This is a genomic window from Microbacterium sp. (assembly GCF_036823965.1).
In the GTDB taxonomy this organism is placed as follows: Bacteria; Actinomycetota; Actinomycetes; order Actinomycetales; family Microbacteriaceae; genus Microbacterium.
The window spans coordinates 280,659-297,393 of sequence record NZ_DAITBE010000003.1; the positions used below are offsets into that span (position 1 = coordinate 280,659).

Annotated in this window: 19 protein-coding genes; 10 read left to right on the top strand and 9 right to left on the bottom strand. The window is 69.1% G+C overall.

The genetic code is table 11. The features are described 5' to 3' along the window. Positions 1-22: 22 nt before the first annotated feature. Entirely contained in the window at positions 23-679 is a 657-nt protein-coding gene (locus V7Z82_RS07520) for an FMN-dependent NADH-azoreductase (RefSeq protein WP_334149682.1), read from the bottom strand. Positions 680-755: 76 nt separating this feature from the next. Here V7Z82_RS07520 and V7Z82_RS07525 point away from each other — a divergent pair, with 76 nt between their 5' ends. Next, a complete protein-coding gene (locus tag V7Z82_RS07525; RefSeq protein WP_334149684.1) occupies positions 756-1,094 on the top strand; it encodes a winged helix-turn-helix transcriptional regulator in 339 nt (112 codons plus the stop codon). Beyond that, the gene (locus tag V7Z82_RS07530) at positions 1,091-1,585 is read left to right on the top strand and encodes a hypothetical protein (protein WP_334149686.1); all 495 of its coding nucleotides are present in this window, start codon (positions 1,091-1,093) and stop codon (positions 1,583-1,585) included. Before V7Z82_RS07525 ends, V7Z82_RS07530 begins: the two co-directional genes overlap by 4 nt. A 118-nt stretch (positions 1,586-1,703) precedes the next feature. Here V7Z82_RS07530 and V7Z82_RS07535 read toward each other — a convergent pair whose 3' ends face one another. Further along, positions 1,704-3,281 (bottom strand): SDR family NAD(P)-dependent oxidoreductase, encoded by a 1,578-nt coding sequence (locus V7Z82_RS07535; protein WP_334149688.1) that lies wholly within the window; start codon positions 3,279-3,281, stop codon positions 1,704-1,706. 106 nt (positions 3,282-3,387) lie between these two features. Between V7Z82_RS07535 and V7Z82_RS07540 the strand changes: the two genes are divergently transcribed. Next, on the top strand, positions 3,388-3,831 hold the full coding sequence (locus V7Z82_RS07540; RefSeq protein WP_334149690.1) for a hypothetical protein: 444 nt from the start codon (positions 3,388-3,390) through the stop codon (positions 3,829-3,831). Positions 3,832-4,026: 195 nt separating this feature from the next. Here the strand turns inward: V7Z82_RS07540 and V7Z82_RS07545 are convergent, their stop codons facing one another. Both V7Z82_RS07545 and V7Z82_RS07550 read right to left on the bottom strand, forming a co-directional pair. Then, on the bottom strand, positions 4,027-5,241 hold the full coding sequence (locus V7Z82_RS07545) for a hypothetical protein (protein ID WP_334149692.1): 1,215 nt from the start codon (positions 5,239-5,241) through the stop codon (positions 4,027-4,029). 67 nt (positions 5,242-5,308) lie between these two features. Further along, positions 5,309-6,502 (bottom strand): hypothetical protein, encoded by a 1,194-nt coding sequence (locus V7Z82_RS07550; protein ID WP_334149694.1) that lies wholly within the window; start codon positions 6,500-6,502, stop codon positions 5,309-5,311. 120 nt (positions 6,503-6,622) lie between these two features. Between V7Z82_RS07550 and V7Z82_RS07555 the strand changes: the two genes are divergently transcribed. The 3 genes from V7Z82_RS07555 to V7Z82_RS07565 all read left to right on the top strand — a co-directional run bounded on the left by V7Z82_RS07555 (position 6,623) and on the right by V7Z82_RS07565 (position 8,277). Next, entirely contained in the window at positions 6,623-7,690 is a 1,068-nt protein-coding gene (locus V7Z82_RS07555; protein WP_334149697.1) for a M4 family metallopeptidase, read from the top strand. Further along, a complete protein-coding gene (locus V7Z82_RS07560; RefSeq protein WP_334149699.1) occupies positions 7,665-7,979 on the top strand; it encodes a protealysin inhibitor emfourin in 315 nt (104 codons plus the stop codon). The genes V7Z82_RS07555 and V7Z82_RS07560 overlap by 26 nt, the downstream gene beginning before the upstream one ends. Positions 7,980-8,046: 67 nt before the next feature. Further along, positions 8,047-8,277: a hypothetical protein gene (locus tag V7Z82_RS07565; protein ID WP_334149701.1), complete on the top strand. Its 231-nt coding sequence runs from the start codon at positions 8,047-8,049 to the stop codon at positions 8,275-8,277. A 6-nt stretch (positions 8,278-8,283) separates the two neighbouring features. Here the strand turns inward: V7Z82_RS07565 and V7Z82_RS07570 are convergent, their stop codons facing one another. After that, entirely contained in the window at positions 8,284-9,339 is a 1,056-nt protein-coding gene (locus V7Z82_RS07570) for a mechanosensitive ion channel family protein (protein WP_334149703.1), read from the bottom strand. Between the two features lie 104 nt (positions 9,340-9,443). On the opposite strand from V7Z82_RS07570, the gene V7Z82_RS07575 reads away from it, so the two are divergent. The 3 genes from V7Z82_RS07575 to V7Z82_RS07585 all read left to right on the top strand — a co-directional run bounded on the left by V7Z82_RS07575 (position 9,444) and on the right by V7Z82_RS07585 (position 11,499). Continuing rightward, on the top strand, positions 9,444-10,190 hold the full coding sequence (locus V7Z82_RS07575; RefSeq protein ID WP_334149705.1) for a ribonuclease H family protein: 747 nt from the start codon (positions 9,444-9,446) through the stop codon (positions 10,188-10,190). Positions 10,191-10,313: 123 nt separating this feature from the next. Then, complete coding sequence (locus V7Z82_RS07580) at positions 10,314-10,703, top strand: DoxX family protein (protein WP_334149707.1); 390 nt, start codon at positions 10,314-10,316, stop codon at positions 10,701-10,703. Positions 10,704-10,767: 64 nt separating this feature from the next. Further along, positions 10,768-11,499: a Pr6Pr family membrane protein gene (locus tag V7Z82_RS07585; protein WP_334149709.1), complete on the top strand. Its 732-nt coding sequence runs from the start codon at positions 10,768-10,770 to the stop codon at positions 11,497-11,499. Here the strand turns inward: V7Z82_RS07585 and V7Z82_RS07590 are convergent. The 3 genes from V7Z82_RS07590 to V7Z82_RS07600 form a co-directional block, all read right to left on the bottom strand. Beyond that, positions 11,490-12,848, bottom strand: a complete 1,359-nt coding sequence (locus V7Z82_RS07590) for a flavin monoamine oxidase family protein (protein ID WP_334149711.1) — start codon at positions 12,846-12,848, stop codon at positions 11,490-11,492. The two genes, V7Z82_RS07585 and V7Z82_RS07590, sit on opposite strands and share 10 nt — an antisense overlap. A gap of 155 nt (positions 12,849-13,003) precedes the next feature. Next, the gene (locus tag V7Z82_RS07595; protein WP_334149713.1) at positions 13,004-13,981 is read right to left on the bottom strand and encodes an SRPBCC family protein; all 978 of its coding nucleotides are present in this window, start codon (positions 13,979-13,981) and stop codon (positions 13,004-13,006) included. A 2-nt stretch (positions 13,982-13,983) separates the two neighbouring features. Beyond that, positions 13,984-14,439, bottom strand: a complete 456-nt coding sequence (locus tag V7Z82_RS07600) for an ArsR/SmtB family transcription factor (RefSeq protein WP_334149715.1) — start codon at positions 14,437-14,439, stop codon at positions 13,984-13,986. A 345-nt stretch (positions 14,440-14,784) separates the two neighbouring features. Here V7Z82_RS07600 and V7Z82_RS07605 point away from each other — a divergent pair, with 345 nt between their 5' ends. Continuing rightward, entirely contained in the window at positions 14,785-15,459 is a 675-nt protein-coding gene (locus V7Z82_RS07605; protein ID WP_334149717.1) for a hypothetical protein, read from the top strand. 88 nt (positions 15,460-15,547) lie between these two features. On the opposite strand, the gene V7Z82_RS07610 is transcribed toward V7Z82_RS07605, so the two are convergent. Further along, positions 15,548-16,678, bottom strand: coding sequence for a YncE family protein (locus V7Z82_RS07610; RefSeq protein WP_334149719.1), 1,131 nt, complete (start codon positions 16,676-16,678; stop codon positions 15,548-15,550). Positions 16,679-16,735 lie beyond the last annotated feature (57 nt).

Below are 16,735 nucleotides of genomic sequence, written 5' to 3' on the forward strand. Positions count from 1 at the left end.
TCACCGAGCCGGATGCCCCGGGTCAGGCGACCTCGGTGCCTCGCAGCGCCGCGATCTCACGGCCGTAGGTGACGGCATCCGTCTCGGCGGTCTCCTTGAGCTCGCGCGCGGTGTCGGTGAAGGCGTCGAGCGCCGGATTCACGCCGACCAGCGTGAACGGACGCTGCACGACGCGCAGGTCGAGGCCCCAGACATCCTCGAGCACGCGGCGCAGCCATCCGGTCGAGTGGTCCCAGCCCTCCTTCGGAGTGCCCGCGGCGTAGTTGCCACCGAGCACGGTGACCAGCGTCGCCGGCTTGCCCTGCAGTGCGGTGCCGGTCGGGTTGATGCGCTCGTCGGTGTAGGCGAGGTCGAACCAGGTCTTGAAGTGCTGCGAGACGCCGTAGTTGTACAGCGGTACGGCGAAGAGCAGCGCATCGGCGCCGATGAGCTCGTCGGCGAACGTCGTGGCCAGCGCGCGGGCCTCGTTCTGGCGCTCGGTGCGCTGCGCGGCGTCCATGAAGCCGGAGGTCACGGCGTCGGTCCAGGCGGTCGCGGGCACCGGGTCTGCGGCCACGTCGCGTCGGGTGACGGTCGAGTCGGGGTGGGATGCCGTCCACTCGGCTTCGACGAGGTCGGCGAGTGCACGACTGGCGGACGACGCGGGCAGGATGCTGGCATCCAGGCGGAACAGGGACATGACGAACCTCTCGTTTTCGTAGTCGCTAGGTTTTTCTTAGCGACAACGGTTAACGTAGCACGACTATGATGGACGCATGCCCGAGGTGGAGCACGAACTGCACCAGTGCGACGCGGCCGTCACGCTGGCGTTCAGTGTGCTCGGCAAGCGCTGGAACGGGATGATCGTGTCGTCGCTCGGCGGCGGCCCATCGACGTTCGTCGCACTGCGCCGCGCGGTCGCAGGCATCAGCGACACCGTGCTCTCCGATCGGCTCGCCGAACTCGCGGACGCCGGGCTCGTCGCCCGCACGGTCGATGCCGGCCCTCCGGTGACGGTGTCGTACGCGCTCACCGAGAGCGGACAGGGGCTGCTGCCGATCCTCGATCAGCTCGGCGCCTGGGCGTCCGTCAACCTCGAGAGGCCGACTCGATGAGCGAGCTGCGCCCGCGTCGCGCCTGGTGGATCCTTTTGGCGATCGGCATCCTCGCGCTCGCGACGTCGGCGTTCCTCGCCTTCAGCCCCGGCTTCCGGCTGGCCCCTCCCGCCGACTTCGGCGACACCATGGAGGTCGAGCTCGCAGCGGGCGACCACGCGATCTACGTCACACCCTCGGACCAGTGGGGTGCGATCGACTGCACCGGCACGCTCGCCGACGGCAGTGAGCTGCGCCTGCGCCCCGACATGACGCAGCAGGGCCTGCTCGTGCCCAGGGCATGGGATGCGCAAGGCAGCTTCGTCAGCGCGACCCTCGGCACGACGACCCTCAGCTGCGACGGCCCTGTCGACGATGCGCAGTTCACGGTCGGCCCGACCCAGGGGCTCTTCGACATCGCGGGTGCCGCGTTCGTCGGCATCCTCGGGCTGACGCTGGCGATCATCGGCGTCATCATGCGGGCGGCACGGCCACGGCATCCGATCGCCTGAGCCACCGAGCCGCGCGACCTGCAGGGAGAAGTGCGAGTTGCAGGACGAATCGCCGGCGCACCGCCCTGCATCCGGCGAAACCTCCTGCAATCGGCGCAGCACCGAGCCGCGCAGCGACTCACCAGGGGCTGGGCTCGTAGTCCTTCAGGAACACACCCTGCACGTCTTCCCCTGCCTCGCCGCGCACGATCGGGTCGTACACACGGGCGGCTCCGTCGACCAGGTCGAGCGGAGCGTGGAACCCCTCCTCGGCCAGGCGCACCTTCGTGTAGTGCGGACGCTCGTCGGTGATCCAACCGGTGTCGACGGCCGTCATCAGGATGCCGTCGGTCTCGAGCATCTCGCCCGCGCTGGTGCGGGTGAGCATGTTCAGCGCGGCCTTCGCCATGTTCGTGTGCGGGTGGCCCGGCCCCTTGTAGCGCCGCGAGAACTGCCCCTCCATCGCTGAGACGTTCACGACGTACTTGCGGCGGGAATCGGATGCCGCCATCGATGCCCGCAAGCGGCTGATCAGCAGGAACGGCGCCGTCGTGTTCGCGAGCTGCACCTCGAGCATCTCGAGCGGGTCGACCTGGTCGATCGACTGCACCCAGCTGTTCACCGTATTGACGTCCGGCACGAGGCCGCCCGCATCGATCGCGGTGCCGTCGGCATGCTTCTGCAGCGACGACGATCCCGGCGCCATCGCGAGGCGCGCGAGGTCTTCGGCCGTCAGCGCCTGGCCGCCCTGCTCGGCGACCGTGCCGCCGAGCGCGGCGACCGACAGCAGCGGGTGCGAGTCGACCGAGGCCTGCAGCGCCTGCGGGTGCGGGTCGACGGTGTGCCCGAAGGTCTCCATCTCGGGCAGCGGGCCGTCCGGGAGCGGCTGCAGTTCGGCATCCGCCAGCAGCGAATACGAACCGGGCGAGCGGCGAACGGTCTGCGCCGCGTTGTTGATCAGGATGTCGAGCGGCCCCTGCGCTGCGACCGAGTCGGCGAGACCGATCACCTGCGCAGGGTCGCGCAGATCGATGCCGACGACTCGGAGCCGGTGCAGCCAGTCGGCCGAGTCGGGCAGCGCCGAGAAGCGGCGCACGGCATCGCGAGGGAAGCGTGTCGTGATCGTGGTGTGCGCGCCGTCGCGCAGCAGCCGCAGGGCGATGTGCATGCCGATCTTCGCGCGGCCGCCGGTGAGCAGCGCGCGCTTGCCGGTGAGGTCGGTGCGGGCGTTGCGCTTGCCGTGGCTGAAGCGGGCGCAGTCGGGGCAGAGCTGGTGGTAGAACGCGTCGACCTGCGTGTACGGCTGCTTGCAGATGTAGCAGTTGCGCGGTTTCAGCAGCTCGCCCGCGATCGGGGCGTCGACGACACTCGTCGCGAGATCGTGGCCGCGCGTCTCGTCGTCGATGCGGTCGGGTGCGCCGGTGGCTGTGCGGGCGACGACGGCCCTGTCTGCTTCGGCGATCGCATCGCGGATCTCCTTGCGCCGAACGCGCTTCACTGCCTTGAACATCGCCGCGGTCGCATGGCGGACGGCGACGAAGTCCGGGTGCTCGTTGTCGATCCGGTGCAGCTCCGACAGCACTCGCAGGGTGGTCGCGAGGTCTTCGGGGTCGACGCCAGGACCCGGGTCGGCGGGATCAGCGGACTCGTCTCGCGGGTCCTGGATGTCGTCTCCTGGGTCCCTGAGCTCGTCGAAGGGTCCAGGTGCGTCGGTCATTGTCCCGATTTTACGCGAGTGTCCTGGGGGTTCGGTGCGGAGCGGCTGTCGTCGCGCGCTCGGGACCGAGCCCCCGCACCGGAGCAACGACGCGCAGACTGTCCTCATGACCATTCCCGACCCGCACCTGCTCGGCCCAGGACTCCTGCCGACGCCGTTCACCGCCGACGAGATCCGCGACGCCACCGGGCGCGGCACGACGATCAGGCTGCTCCTCGAGGGGCCGGACGGCCCGCTCGGCGAGCACGTCAACCATTTCAAGGAGACGGATGCCGAAGGCGCGACGCTCGACCGCTGGGCCGCCGCCGATCCGAAGGAGGTCGTGTCGAACCGGGTGACCTGGGCGGAGCTGCAGGGTCACGCCGCGTTCGACGCAGCGACGACGAGCGTGTCGACGGTGTCGCTGTCGTCACCGCTCGGCGAGCTGACCTGCCGACGGTACGACACCGACGACGGGGTGTTCTGGTTCTCGATCGCGCATCCGGGGATGCCGGTGCAGTACGAGTCCGACGGCATCCGGACCACGGTGCTGAGCATCCAGCCCGACTGAACCGGCATCCGCCGCCCTTCTTCTGCCCGGCCACCGCCCCGCCCGCCGGCCGGCACCGTCACGATCTGCGGCCCCGTTCACGTTTCGCGGACGCATTCGGGCCGAACGTCCGCTGATCGTGACGCAGTCCGTGCGTCGTGACGCCCGGACGCGATGGAGGGCGGGCCGGATGCTCCCGACCCGCCCTCCCCGAGCTCAGTGCCCGGCGGCGCCGACCACCACGAACTCGTTCGGCACGACGTCGAGGGTCGTGTCAGCGACCACCTCGCCGGAGTGCAGGTCGACCGCGAGGATGCGGTTGCTCGCGGGCTCGGTCACGTAGGCGAGATCGCCGACGACCCGCAGGCCGGGGTGCGGCTGCTGCCACTCGCTCGGGCTCTCCCACGGCTCGATCACGTTCCACGACTCCTGCACGGCGCCGGTCTCGTCGAGCACGTTCAGCGTGCCGTCTGAACCCAGCACGATGATGTCGTCGTGCGCGTCACGGCCGACGCCGCGCCACGTGTACTCGACGCCCTCTGGCAGGTCGACGACCGACAGCGTCTGCGCGTCGGTGTCGATCAGGGCGAGCTGCGAGAGCAGGTACCCCTCGGAGTCGGGGTCGGCGTTGTAGTCGGCGACCGCGATCGGGCTCGTCTCGGTCACGTAGGCGTTGCCCGAGCGGCCGTAGGCATCGGGGGCGTCGAGCTTCGTGAACGCCCCGTCTGCGAACAGCAGCACGCCGTCCTCGCAGCCGAACATCACGACCTCGCCCTTCAGGGCGCCTTCGCCGTGCACGCTCGGGCACTCCTCGTTGCGGGTGATCTCGGCGCCGGACGCATCGAGCAGCCGGACCCCGGTACGGGCATCCGAGGTGCCGATCGTCGAGAGCGTGGTGCCGTCCGACAGCTCGATCGCGACGCCGTGGTGCGCGGCCTCCGAGGTGATCGTGTCGTACTCGGGCAGCGCACCGGTGCCGACCGCATCCGTGTCGAACACACGCACGTCGCCGGTGCCGTCGTCGAACAGCGCGGTGCGCCCCTCGTGCGGAGTGACGTGGCCGGCGGCCGTGGCCTCGAACACCTCGCCGGTGAACTCGACCGTGTCGCTCGCGAGTCCGGTGTCGAGCAGATGGAAGCCGTCGGCCGCGGTGACGAACACGTGCCCGTCGTGGTCGCCTGCGCCGTTCACACGCAGGAAGCCGTCGAGCTCGACCTGGTCGATCTCGTCGAGGGTCTCGCCGTCGAGCACGAGCACCCCGCCCTCGTAGCTGATCGCGACGCGGGTGTCTCCCTCGTGCGCTGCGTGATCCGCTGGAGCGTCGGAACTGTCGGATGCCGGGGGCGTGGCGGTCGCGCATCCGGCGAGCGCGACGACGGCGAATGCGCCGATCGCGCCGACCGCGAGGCGGCTGCGTGCAGGTGTCTTCATCGGGTTCTCTCTCTTCATGGGTGAGGGTGCGCGGATGCGCGCGACGGATGCTCCGTCGAGGTCTGGGTCAGCCGACCTGCTGCACGAACCAGGGGTCGAGGTCGGTGAAGGTGCGGGCGAGCCGGAGGTCGTCGGTGTGGTCGAGCTCGTACACGGCTCCGGCGGCGGGGTCGCTCAGATACGCATGCCGCGCGTCGACGATCAGCTGCAGGCGGTCGACGGATGCCGGGTCGGCGATGGATGCTGCGACGAGCGGCTCGGTGCGGCCGAGCACCGCGGCGTCCTCGCCGATGATCAGGGCGCGGCCCTCGGCATCCACCGCGATCGTTCGACTCTCGTCGTCTCCGACCGCGACCGCGCGGAGCAGCGGCATCTCGGAGGGAAGGAGCGTCCAGGTGCGCTGGCGCACGTCGAGCAGCCAGGCTCCCCGGTCCCCGGCGACTCCGGCGAGGTCCGGGCGGCCGGTCCGACCGGCGAGCTCGGCGGCTGCCGCTGCACCGGCAGGGGCGGGGATGCGCTCGCCCCTGACGACGCCGCCGACCTCGCGGGTGAACAGCACGGCTCCGTCGGCGCACGTGAAGACCGCGCCGACGCGAGTGATGTCGACATCCGAGGCGTCGGCGCACGGCACACCGGATCCGGTGATGGGATCGCCCGAGCCGTCGCGCACCTCGATCGTGCCGGCGCTCGGCACGAGCAGATGCCCGGCGAAGGCGAGCACCGGTCCATCCGCCGTGATGTCGAGGCGGGCGGCGTGCTCGAGCGAGAGGTCTTCGTGCGGGAGGACCACGACCTCGCCGTCGAACTGCACGGTCGCGGACTGCTCGCCGGCGTGGGCCTGGCCCCCGAGGCCGTCGATCGAGCCGATCCGGTCGGCGTCGCCCCGGAAGGAGTGCGTGTGATCGCCGTGCGGCACGGTCCATCGCGCGGTGTCGATCACGTCGACGGTCGAATCGTGGGCGACGAAGACCAGGCGGCCGTCACTGTCGATGCGCTCGATGCCGGTGCTCTGCTCGGCCAACGCCGTGCGCTCCTCGGTCTCGAGGTCGAGCAGGGTGAGGGCGCCGTCGGCATCCGCGATCACCAGTGCGAGCGCTGGAGCCGAGACCTCGGCGGCGTCGCCGGCACCGACGTCGTGGGCGTCGGCCGTCGCATCTGCTGCGGGGGCGGGTCGAGTCTCCGATGCGCAGGAGGTGATCCCGAGCACGGCGACGAGCAGCCCGGCATGGAGCGGAAGGAGGCGGAGTCGAGAAGATCTCATAGGTTTCACACCTTATTGATAATGATTCTCAGAATCAACTCGATGATGCTCGCGCCGCAGCGGAGGTGCACCCGGCCGCGGCCGTCTCCGAACGTCGGCACCCCGGCGTAGGGTCTCATCATGAGCAGCGCATTCGGAGAACACCGCGGAGTCGTCCCCTCGTATCTGCTCGCGCGTCTCGCCGAGTCGGGTCGGTTCCCGAAGGCAGCGGCGGCCGCGCGACAGACCCTGACCGCAGGTCGTCCGCCGTTCCGGGCGCGCCTCGACCTCTCGATCGATGAGAACGGCGACCTCGTGGCGCAGCTCTCCGATGCCCCGAACCGCACGATCAGCGACGCGGCGAACACGCAGACGCTGCCGGGTGTCGTGGTGCGCGGCGAAGACGACGCCCCGGTCGCCGACGAGGCAGTGAACCAGGCGTTCGACGGCCTCGGCGCGACGTTCGAACTGCTGCTCACGGCGTTCGGCCGCAACTCGCTCGACGATGCCGGCGCCCCGCTCGATGCGACCGTGCACTACGGCGTCGACTACGACAACGCCTTCTGGGACGGCGAGCGCATGGTGTTCGGCGACGGCGACGGCGAGGTCTTCCAGCACTTCACGGCGTCGACGACCGTGATCGGTCACGAGCTCGCGCACGGCGTCGTGCAGCACACCGCGAACCTCGAGTACCAGGGGCAGCCCGGTGCACTGAACGAGTCGATCGCCGACGTGTTCGGTGCACTCACCGAGCAGTACCTGCTGGGCCAGACCGCTGCCCAGGCCACGTGGCTGATCGGCGCCGAGATCTTCACGGATGCCGTGCAGGGTGCGGCGCTCCGCTCGATGATCGAGCCGGGCACTGCCTATGACGACGACGAACTCGGCAAGGATCCGCAGCCGGCCCACATGAGCGACTTCGTCCGCACGACGGAAGACAACGGCGGCGTGCACATCAACTCCGGCATCCCGAACCGGGCGTTCGCACTGTTCGCGATCGACCTCGGCGGCAACGCCTGGGAGGGCGCGGGAACCGTCTGGTACCGCGCGCTGACCGGCGGACTCTCGAGCACCGCCACGTTCACCGAGTTCGCCGACGCGACGGTCGCCGCCGCATCCGCGATCGACACCGCCACGGGAACAGCCGCTCGACGCGCGTGGACGACCGTGGGAGTCTATGACGATGAGCGAGTCCCCTCCACCGACTGACGCAGACGTCATCATCGCGGTGGTGCGCACCGGCGGCATCGCCGGCATCCGTCGTCGCTGGCGGGTCGAGGCCGAGCCCGCGGCCGCCGATCAGTGGATCACGCTCATCGAGAGCTGCCCGTGGGACGACGACACGGATGCAGCGACCGGCGCCGACCGCTTCGTGTGGAGCATCCGTGTTCGCACTCCCTCCGAGCGCCGCGAACGCGAGCTGCCGGACTCGGCGCTCGATGGACCGTGGCTCGCACTGGTGCAGGCCGTGCGCGACGCGTCGAGACCGGCGACCTGACCCGGCATCCGATCAATTCCGTGTGAATCGTGCCTGACCCCGCGGGCACGGGGTCACAATGGAGCCCATGGGATTGTTCCAGCATCGCCCCGAAGAAGAAGAGAATCAGTGGACGCTGCCCTCCGAACCGCTCGAGCGCTCCGAGGCGGAGGTGCTCAGCACGGCGCCGGTGGTCGACCCGCTCGCGCTGGGACTCGGCTCGGGTGACGCGATCAGCTCGATCGTCTTCCCGGTCGCCCCGCCGGCCCCCGCCGCTGTCGCAGCTGAGGACCGCGAGCCCGAGGATCCCGAGGACTGACGCGGTTCACTCCGCCGTCGTACCGGATCCGAGGTCGACGCGCGTGCGCGGCAGCGCCTCAGGATGCTCACGCTGCAGCCAGGCCATGATCTTCTCGCGCACCTCGCACCGCAACGCCCACTGATCGTCGGAGTCCTTCGACGACATCACGAATCGCACGGTGACGAAGCCGCCCTGCGCATCGGTCACGAGCGCGCTCGACGAGCGTCCGTCCCACGCCGATGACGCCTCGACGATCCGCCGGAACTCCGCGCGCAGTGCGTCCATCGGCACCCGCCAGTCCAAGTCCATGAAGACCGTGCCGAGGATCTTGTCGGAGCGACGGGTCCAGGTCTCGATCGGCGTGGTCGTGAAGTAGCTGCACGGCACGACCAGACGCCGCTCGTCCCAGATGTAGACCACCACGTACGACAGGTTGATCTCGCCGATCCTGCCCCACTCGCCCTCGACCACGACCACGTCGCCGACGCGGATCGCATCTGTGAACGCGACCTGCACGCCCGCGATGAGGTTGCCGAGGATCGACTGCGCCGCGAGACCGGCGATGATGCTCACGATGCCGGCCGAGGCGAGCAGGCTCGTGCCGACGGCCCGCATCTCGGGGAACGTGAACAGCACGGTACCGAGGGCCAGCACCCCGATCGTCACCAGCACGAGCCGGTGGATCACGAGCAGCTGGGTGCGACGGCGGCGTGCCTCCGGACCGACGAGCACGGTCTCCTCGCGGGCGATCAGGCGCTCGAACCCGAACGAGACGGATGCCGCGAGCAGCCAGGATCCGGTGATGATCGTCGCGATCAGGAAGAGTCGAGAGGCCGCCGGCCACCAGGTCTGCGCGGCGGGCTCGGTGACCGAGCAGGCGATCCAGAGCGCGACGACGACGGTCGTCGCGATCATCGCGTTGCGATCTCGTCGGGCGAAGTCGCGCACCCACGCCAGACGGCGACTGACGAGCGCGGAGATCAGCGCAAGCAGCACGAGCGCCGCAGCCGCACTGACGATCGAGATGGCGATCGCCGCCACCGTGCCGAGCCAGGAGTCCCATTCGAATCCGGAAGACATCCGTCCACCATAGGTGCGGCGGGTGAACGACGCGAATGCCCGGGCGCCCGGTTGACGGGGCGCCCGGGTCGGGTGCGGCGCCTTGCCGCGGCTACGGTTGAGGGATGACGATCACCGCCGCCGCAGACGGCTCCGCACTGGGCAACCCCGGCCCCAACGGCTGGGCCTGGTACATCGACGACGACAACTGGGCTGCCGGCGGATCGCCGCACGGCACGAACAACCAGGGCGAGCTGCAGGCCGTGCTCGAGCTGCTCAAGGCCACGGCGGTGTCGGACGACAAGCTGCACATCTGGTGCGACAGCCGCTACGTGATCGACTCGGTGACGAAGTGGATGCCGGGGTGGAAGCGCCGCGGCTGGCGCAAGTCCGACGGTGGCCCCGTGCTGAACCGCGACCTCCTCGAGGGCATCGACGAGGCCATGCGCGGGCGCACCGTCGAGTTCTCCTGGGTCAAGGGGCACGCGGGCGACGACCTGAACGAGGCCGCCGATGAGCGCGCCAACGCCGCCGCAACCGCATACAAGAACAAGCAGGAGCCGCGACGCGGACCCGGATTCACCCTGGGAGGGACGGATGCCGCCGCACCCGCCCCTTCGTCGGCGCCGGCCGAAGCATCCGCCCCTGCGCCAGCATCCGCACCGGCCGCACCCGCCCCGCAGCGCGCCGCAGCGCAATCCGCGCAACTCTGGGCCGACCCCTCCGATCTGCTCGACGGTCTCGACTCCCCGGCATCCGAGGAGCGCGTCGAACTGCGGCTCGCCCTCTCCGGCGATGAACTCGCTCGCCTGCGCGACCTCGCCGAGGCGCAGGGCGTCTCGCTCGAAGAGGCGCTCCGCCGCCTGATCTGAACCCGAGCCCCCGCGCGACCTGCAGGACCGATGGCGACCTGCAGGACGAATCGCCGACGAACGGTCCTGCATCCGGCGAGTTCTCCTGCCAACGGGCATGCCCACCGCGCGTACACTCGCACCATGTCTTCTGCCGCACGCACGATCGGCCGCGTCTTCCTGGGCTCAGCCCTGGTGTTCGCCGGTGTCTCGCACCTCACATTCGCCCGCCGCGAGTTCCAGGCGCAGGTGCCGGAGTCGGTGCCGCTCGATCCCGATGTGACCGTGCTCGCGTCCGGCGCCGTCGAGATCGGCCTCGGCTCCGCTCTCCTGTTCGCGAAGCGCCGGCGACGCACGGTCGGCACGATCGCCGCACTGTTCTTCGTGGCGGTGTTCCCCGGCAACCTCGCCCAGTGGATGCACCATCGCGACGGCTTCGGACTCGACACCGAGATGAAGCGCTTCGTGCGGCTGTTCTTCCAGCCCGTGCTCGTCGCGCTCGCACTGTGGTCGACACGGAGCGCACGCCGCTGAGGCCGACCGCGCCCCCGAAGCTGACGCCGACGCCGAGCATGCGTCCGTAGACTCGGCTGATGGAATGGACGGCGATGCGACGGTGAAGGCGCGTACCGTCTTCGGTCTGCTCCGCCTCAGCGCGGCCGCACTGTGCCTCGTCGCCCTGATCCACCGTCTGGCCTGGGGACTCGCGTCGAACACGATCGCGAGCCAGAACTTCTTCGCGTATCTGACGAACCAGTCGAACATCCTCTTCGTCGGGCTGCTGATCGCCGCAGGTGTCATCGCGCTGCGGCGCGACCGCGATCCGCGCTGGCTCACGGTCGCGCTCGCGATGGTGCTGACCTGGACGATCACCGCCGGACTCGTGTTCGCGTTGCTCGTATGGCAGGCGGGGCTTCGCGGCATCCGCATCGACGTGCCGTGGTCGGATCAGGTGCTGCACTTCTGGCTGCCGGCGTGCACCGTGATCGCCTGGGCGCTCGCACCGGGGCATCGCCGCGTGCCGTGGCGCGTGATCCCGGCGACTCTCGCCTATCCCCTGCTCTGGGGCGCGTTCACGATGGTCCGAGGCCCGCTGATCGGTTGGTACCCCTACTACTTCCTCGACCCTCGGCAGGTGAGCGGACCGGCGGAGTTCCTGACCTCGTCCGGCATCGCGCTAGCGACCTTCGCGGTGGTCGCGACAGCGCTGGTCGGGATCAGTCGGATGCCGGAGCCGAAGTGGCTGCGGCAGGAGCAGCATGCGCGGAAGACGGATGCCGCACCGGCGAGCGGCCACGAGCGATCCCGCGTCGGCGCGACTCAGGCGTAGGGCGTCAGCGACGCGAGCGCGGCCTCGACCGCATCCGCGTCGTCGAGCTCGGCGAACTCCTCAGCCGCGGCACCGCCGACGATGCCCACGAGCACATTCTCACCGGTGGCAGGGCGCAGATTCACCCACGTGCGGATCAGCGCGTCGCCCCCAACCGTGTGCCAGAGTGCAGCATCCGATTCGCCGAAGGGCTCGTCGAACCGCAGCCAGATCGTCTCGATCGCGCCCATCCCGAGCGCGGTGATGGCGCCCCGGTTCGCGAACGGCAGCGGCGGGTCGAAGTCGATGCCGCGCTGCTGCAGCACACCGAGCGGCACGGTCAGCACGACGCGGTCGAACGACAGTGCCTCACCGGTTCCGAGCCGCACGCTGACGCCGGTGTCGTCGTAGGCGAGTCCGGCGACGGGCGAGGACAGGCCGACCTTGACGCCGTCGAGGGCCTGCTCGACGAACGGTGCGAGCGCGTCACGGGCTCCCTTCTGCTCGCCGAAGGCGAGTGCCGGCGGGAACCAGCTGGAGAGCTGATCCGCATCCGCACCCGCATGCGTGGCGAGGAACGAGAGCAGGGCGGCGGTCGCCGGGTCGGCAGGGTCCCCGCCGGCAGCCGTCAGGGCGTCGGCGAGCGTGGCGTCCTCCGGTGCAGCCTGCGCTGCGGTGATCGCAGCCTGCAGCGGCTCCTCGCTGACGGGGTCGATCTCACCCTCGGGCGAGAGCCACTGCGCACCGGCGAGGTCGACGATGCCGACGTCAGTGCCACTCAGGCGGTCGAGCAGGTCGGCATCCGCGTCGCCGAACAGCCAGGCGCCGAGCTGCACGGGCATCGGCCAGGAGTCGTCGGAGACCGAGTGCACGCGTCCGCCCACGCGGTCGCGGCCCTCGAAGACGGTGACCTCCATACCCGCGGAGACGAGCTGGGCGGCGGCGGTCGCTCCGGCGAGGCCGGCTCCGACCACGGCGATCCGCTCGCCGCGGTCAGCCAGGTCGCGGATCTCGTCGACGACGCGCTCGCCCGAGCGGATCGCGCCGCGCATCGTGCCGGGCTCGTCCTCGTCCGTGGCCTCGCCTGCGAAGAAGAGGCGATCGTCGACCGGGGTCGCGAGCGCAGCGCGGGTGCCGGCGATCACACCGACCGGAGTGAAGCTCGCGGCTCCCCTGGCGAAGGGATCGCTGCTCCAGGTGCTGCGCACGGTCCCGGCAGGTACGGGGACGCCACCCTCGGGGTTCGGCGTTCGCGTCGGGGTGGGCGTCGGCGAAGGCCCAGGCGTCGGTTCAGGGGTGCACGACGCGAGCAGCACCGAGACAGCCCCGGCGCCGGCGCCCAGAAGCAGAGTGCGGCGAGTGATCCTCATCGTCCCGCCACTGTATCCCGCCCCGGGGTCCGGTGCCCGACAGCCCGGTGTGCACGATCCAGCAAGAACGCTGCCTCCGCGCGCAGAATCGGCCGGTTCCGATGGGGCCGGCCGATTCTGGCTGAGGTGTGAACGACCTGCAGCGAGTCCGATGTTCAGACCGTGAGCAGCTCGCGCTCGAGGCGGGCGTACGAGGTCTCCATGCCGTCGGCCATGCCGGTGGCGAGGATCATGTCGCGCGTCTCCTTGTCGGGGTACTCGATGAACAGCGTGATCAGGGTCGCACCGTCCTCCTCGTACAGGTTCAGGTCGTTCAGCGTCTCGATCGGCATGCCGATCATCCGCTCGGTCGTGACCGACCGTCGCGGGGCGTCGATCAGCAGCGCCTCACCCTCGAAGCCGAACGGCTGACCCTCGGTGTCACCGACCGGCGCCCAGGAGTTCCGGTATGACTGACCGACCTCGGCGGCGACGATGCATTCCGTCATCTCCCAGCCGTCGGGGCCGAGCAGCCACTGCTGCATGAGCTCCGGCTCGTTGTGGGCGCGCCAGACCAGCTCGCGCGGACCCTCGACGAGGCGCGTGATCCGGACATGCATGTCATCGAGGAGTTCGACGTTCGTGCCCTTGCCCTGCGCGTAGTCCCGCAGGTCCTGCAGCACGGCGTCGAGCTGGCTCATAGCGAGCTTCGTGCCTTCGACGGCGCCCATGGCGACGACCTGCTCGAGCGCCTCGAGCGACGCGAAGTAGCTCGTGTTGACCATGCGCGTGCCGGTTTCGGACGGTGCGAACGTGAATGTCATCCGCATCGAGGGCAGATCAGGGTTCGGGTTTCCGTCCTCATCGGCGAACGCGTCGAGCACGGTGAACGTGCGCGGGCCGTCGATCTCGAGGAACTCCCATGTGCCCGATGCCTTCTCCCCGCGGGGTCCGTTCATGGTGTAGTCGGCCCGGCCGCCCACCGTGTGATCCCACTTCGTGAATGTGGCCGGCCATCCGGGAGGACCCCAGAAGCGCTCGAGCTGCTGCGGATCGGTGTAGGCGTTCCACACGCGCTCGACGGGTGCGGCCAGGTCGGCGATGACCGTCATGGTGAGGTTGTCGGTGTCGGTGATGACGTCGGTGACAGGCATGGTCAGTCTCCTTGTTCAGTGCGTGGATCGGTGGTGTCGTCGTTCGTCGGCCGGGTCCCTGACTCCGCTTGGGTCCCTGAGCCCGAGTGGGTCCCTGAGCCCGAGTGGGTCCCTGAGCTTGTCGAAGGGCCGGCGAGCAGGTCGTCGAGCCGGGCGATGCGCGACCGCCACAGCTCTTCGTATCGGGCGAGGAGCGCCCTGGCGCGGGCGATCATCTCGGGGTTCGCGCGGACGAGCCGCTCGCGTCCCTCGGCGCGCTTGACGATGAGGTCCGCGGCTTCGAGCACGGCCACGTGCTTCTGCACCGCTGCGAACGACATCTCGTATTCGGAGGCGAGGGTCGAGACGGACTGCTCCCGCTCGATCGTCCGGCGCAGGATGTCGCGCCGGGTCGACGTCGCCAGTGCGTGGAACACACGGTCGACCTCCGCTTCGCTCAGTTCTCTTTGTGCAACCATTTGGTTGTACGTTAGAACTGATCCGATTCCATGTCAACCCTCGAATTGTTGGGAACGCGTCGAGGTGACACAAACATGCTTTGCGTGACATATGGGCCGGTTGAGATGACACCGTGTATCACGGAGCGCTGACGACCTACAACCATGACGGCCTGAGGAGGACCGATAGCAGCAGAGGATGCAGGAGCGATGGGGCTCCGGTTGACCCATCGCTGTAGACCATCGCGGTGTAGTTCGGCGGTTTCGCTGCCGCGGATGTTGGGGGCTGAGAGCCTTCTCTCACTCCTGGGTGACTAAGCCAGCTGCCACCCAGTGGGCTAGTAGTCACCTGGATCCAGGAGCGTCATGTCGCAGAAGGCCAAACTCGGCACAACTCTCGCCGCGCTCGCTCTAGCGGCTGCCGCGCTGGCCGGGTGCACCGCCACAGCACCAGCGGCAGTTCAGACGTCGAACGATTCCGCTCTCACGGCTGACACCGACGCTACGCCGACGCCGGAGTCGACCGAGCCGGAAACGTGCTCCGGCGCGTCTCAGGTCTATGGCGACGGGGGTGGTTTGTATTGGGAGCGACAGGGGACTCTCCGAGATCTCGGGGCCCGTGAGTTCGCGAAAGGTGAGGTGACAGTTGATGAGGACGGCACCCCCTTGGCCTATACCGTTGAGCCCGGGGATGTCGAGGCTGTGATCGCTGAACGGCTCTGCGCGTGGCCGACCCTCGGCGAGATGAATCACGTGCGCGTGATCCAGCCGGGCCAGGTGCTCTGGCTCACCCCCGACCCCAACAGCCCCTCGGTGCCGTACTACAGTCCGTATGACGCGCCTGCTGGCTTCCAGCAGATTCCCTATCAGCAGGCGATCGAGTCTGCCGGAGCTGCCGTTGATGCCGGTGACGTGGACAGGGTGCGGGCGATCTGGAACGACACGTTGAAGGTCATGTTCACCAATCAGGAGACCATCGACGCGGTCCAGAAGGTGGTCGATTCTGGAGACCTCGACGCGCTTCGTCAGCTCTTCTCGTAGCAGGTAGTCCGCTCAACTCTCGGCCACCTTCAGGACTGCTGAAGCGAGGACGTCACGCTATTCCGGAGCTGAAGCCGTTCTTCCCTTGCTACAGAGATTGAGGCAACGCGCCGCCTCCGCTACCTGTCCACCGCCGACGTCGTTGCTGACCGCGATACCCGCCGATGGCACGGTCGAGGCCGCCATTCGAGGCAGAGCCGTTCGTGGTGGAAAGGAAGATGTCTCTCGTCCCGTCCCCGTTGACGATGGGGGAGACCACCACGGTCCGGACGGAGAGGTTCCCCGGCGTGAACGTCCGCAGCAGCGCTCCGGTCGTCGCGTCGTAGACATGGACGGCGTTGCTGCCGGTGCCGACGACGAGATAGTTCGTGCCGTTCACGAAGGAGATGCCGTGGATCGAGCCCCCGCCCGACGGCATCGTGATCGTCCGCGCGAGGGCAGAGGGCGCCGACTGATTGCGGATCTCCACGACGCCGGTCTGCGCTGCGGTGGCGATATAGGTGCCGTTCACCGCGATCGAGTGCGCCGAATCCAGTCCGCCGTTCGCCTGCGCGATCGTGCGGACGAGTGCCCCCGTCGTCATGTCGATGACCGACACCACGCCGGGGCTCGCCTGCGAGGTGAGCCGACCCACGAAGAGGAGGTTGCCGCTCGCGTCCATGTATCCAGGGGAAATGGCCGTCGTGCCACCGAGGTTGATCACGCTCGTCACGGTGTTCGTCGCAGTGCTGATCACCGACACGGTATTGGACGTGTAGTTGGAGATGAAGATCCTGGTGCCGTCGGGTGACGCCCACGCGCCCACCGGAGTGGAGAAGCTGGAGTGGCTGATGTTCGTCACGGCGAACGTGTCGGCGTTGATGACCGAGACTCCGGTCGGCCCGCCGGCGACGTAGATCTGCGACCCGTCCGGGGTCGCGGTGATGCCGTAGGGTGCGCCTCCGCCCAGCGGAATGTTGCGGATGTTGGAGTCAGTGCCGGTGTAGACGATCGAGACCGACTGGCTGTTCGTGTTGACGAAGTACGCGTACCCCTCCGCGCTTCGACAACTGAAGTCGAACGTCGCCGACGCCGGCTCAGGGGCGGGTCCGACAGTGGCAGGCAGCGCGACGAGCGCACTGCCGATGAGCGCTCCGGCGACGATCGTCGCCGCAATGCGCCGGAGACGACCCGTCGCAGTGCGGAGCCGACGCCTCGGCGATACCGAACCGCGCCTCATCACACCGAGCTCCCCATCGGACGTTCCTCCCCCGCACCAGCGGCGCATGATCTGCAG

What these genes read in the sequence shown, in the direction of transcription:
- V7Z82_RS07580 (WP_334149707.1), top strand. Translation starts at nt 10,314, where the DNA reads ATGTCTTCTGCCGCACGCACGATCGGCCGCGTCTTCCTGGGCTCAGCC.
- V7Z82_RS07575 (WP_334149705.1), top strand. Translation starts at nt 9,444, where the DNA reads ATGACGATCACCGCCGCCGCAGACGGCTCCGCACTGGGCAACCCCGGC.
- V7Z82_RS07600 (WP_334149715.1), bottom strand. Translation starts at nt 14,439, where the DNA reads ATGGTTGCACAAAGAGAACTGAGCGAAGCGGAGGTCGACCGTGTGTTC.
- V7Z82_RS07535 (WP_334149688.1), bottom strand. Translation starts at nt 3,281, where the DNA reads ATGACCGACGCACCTGGACCCTTCGACGAGCTCAGGGACCCAGGAGAC.
- V7Z82_RS07525 (WP_334149684.1), top strand. Translation starts at nt 756, where the DNA reads ATGCCCGAGGTGGAGCACGAACTGCACCAGTGCGACGCGGCCGTCACG.
- V7Z82_RS07545 (WP_334149692.1), bottom strand. Translation starts at nt 5,241, where the DNA reads ATGAAGACACCTGCACGCAGCCGCCTCGCGGTCGGCGCGATCGGCGCA.
- V7Z82_RS07555 (WP_334149697.1), top strand. Translation starts at nt 6,623, where the DNA reads ATGAGCAGCGCATTCGGAGAACACCGCGGAGTCGTCCCCTCGTATCTG.
- V7Z82_RS07585 (WP_334149709.1), top strand. Translation starts at nt 10,768, where the DNA reads ATGGACGGCGATGCGACGGTGAAGGCGCGTACCGTCTTCGGTCTGCTC.
- V7Z82_RS07570 (WP_334149703.1), bottom strand. Translation starts at nt 9,339, where the DNA reads ATGTCTTCCGGATTCGAATGGGACTCCTGGCTCGGCACGGTGGCGGCG.
- V7Z82_RS07610 (WP_334149719.1), bottom strand. Translation starts at nt 16,678, where the DNA reads ATGAGGCGCGGTTCGGTATCGCCGAGGCGTCGGCTCCGCACTGCGACG.
- V7Z82_RS07605 (WP_334149717.1), top strand. Translation starts at nt 14,785, where the DNA reads ATGTCGCAGAAGGCCAAACTCGGCACAACTCTCGCCGCGCTCGCTCTA.
- V7Z82_RS07530 (WP_334149686.1), top strand. Translation starts at nt 1,091, where the DNA reads ATGAGCGAGCTGCGCCCGCGTCGCGCCTGGTGGATCCTTTTGGCGATC.
- V7Z82_RS07565 (WP_334149701.1), top strand. Translation starts at nt 8,047, where the DNA reads ATGGGATTGTTCCAGCATCGCCCCGAAGAAGAAGAGAATCAGTGGACG.
- V7Z82_RS07560 (WP_334149699.1), top strand. Translation starts at nt 7,665, where the DNA reads ATGAGCGAGTCCCCTCCACCGACTGACGCAGACGTCATCATCGCGGTG.
- V7Z82_RS07550 (WP_334149694.1), bottom strand. Translation starts at nt 6,502, where the DNA reads ATGAGATCTTCTCGACTCCGCCTCCTTCCGCTCCATGCCGGGCTGCTC.
- V7Z82_RS07590 (WP_334149711.1), bottom strand. Translation starts at nt 12,848, where the DNA reads ATGAGGATCACTCGCCGCACTCTGCTTCTGGGCGCCGGCGCCGGGGCT.
- V7Z82_RS07520 (WP_334149682.1), bottom strand. Translation starts at nt 679, where the DNA reads ATGTCCCTGTTCCGCCTGGATGCCAGCATCCTGCCCGCGTCGTCCGCC.
- V7Z82_RS07540 (WP_334149690.1), top strand. Translation starts at nt 3,388, where the DNA reads ATGACCATTCCCGACCCGCACCTGCTCGGCCCAGGACTCCTGCCGACG.
- V7Z82_RS07595 (WP_334149713.1), bottom strand. Translation starts at nt 13,981, where the DNA reads ATGCCTGTCACCGACGTCATCACCGACACCGACAACCTCACCATGACG.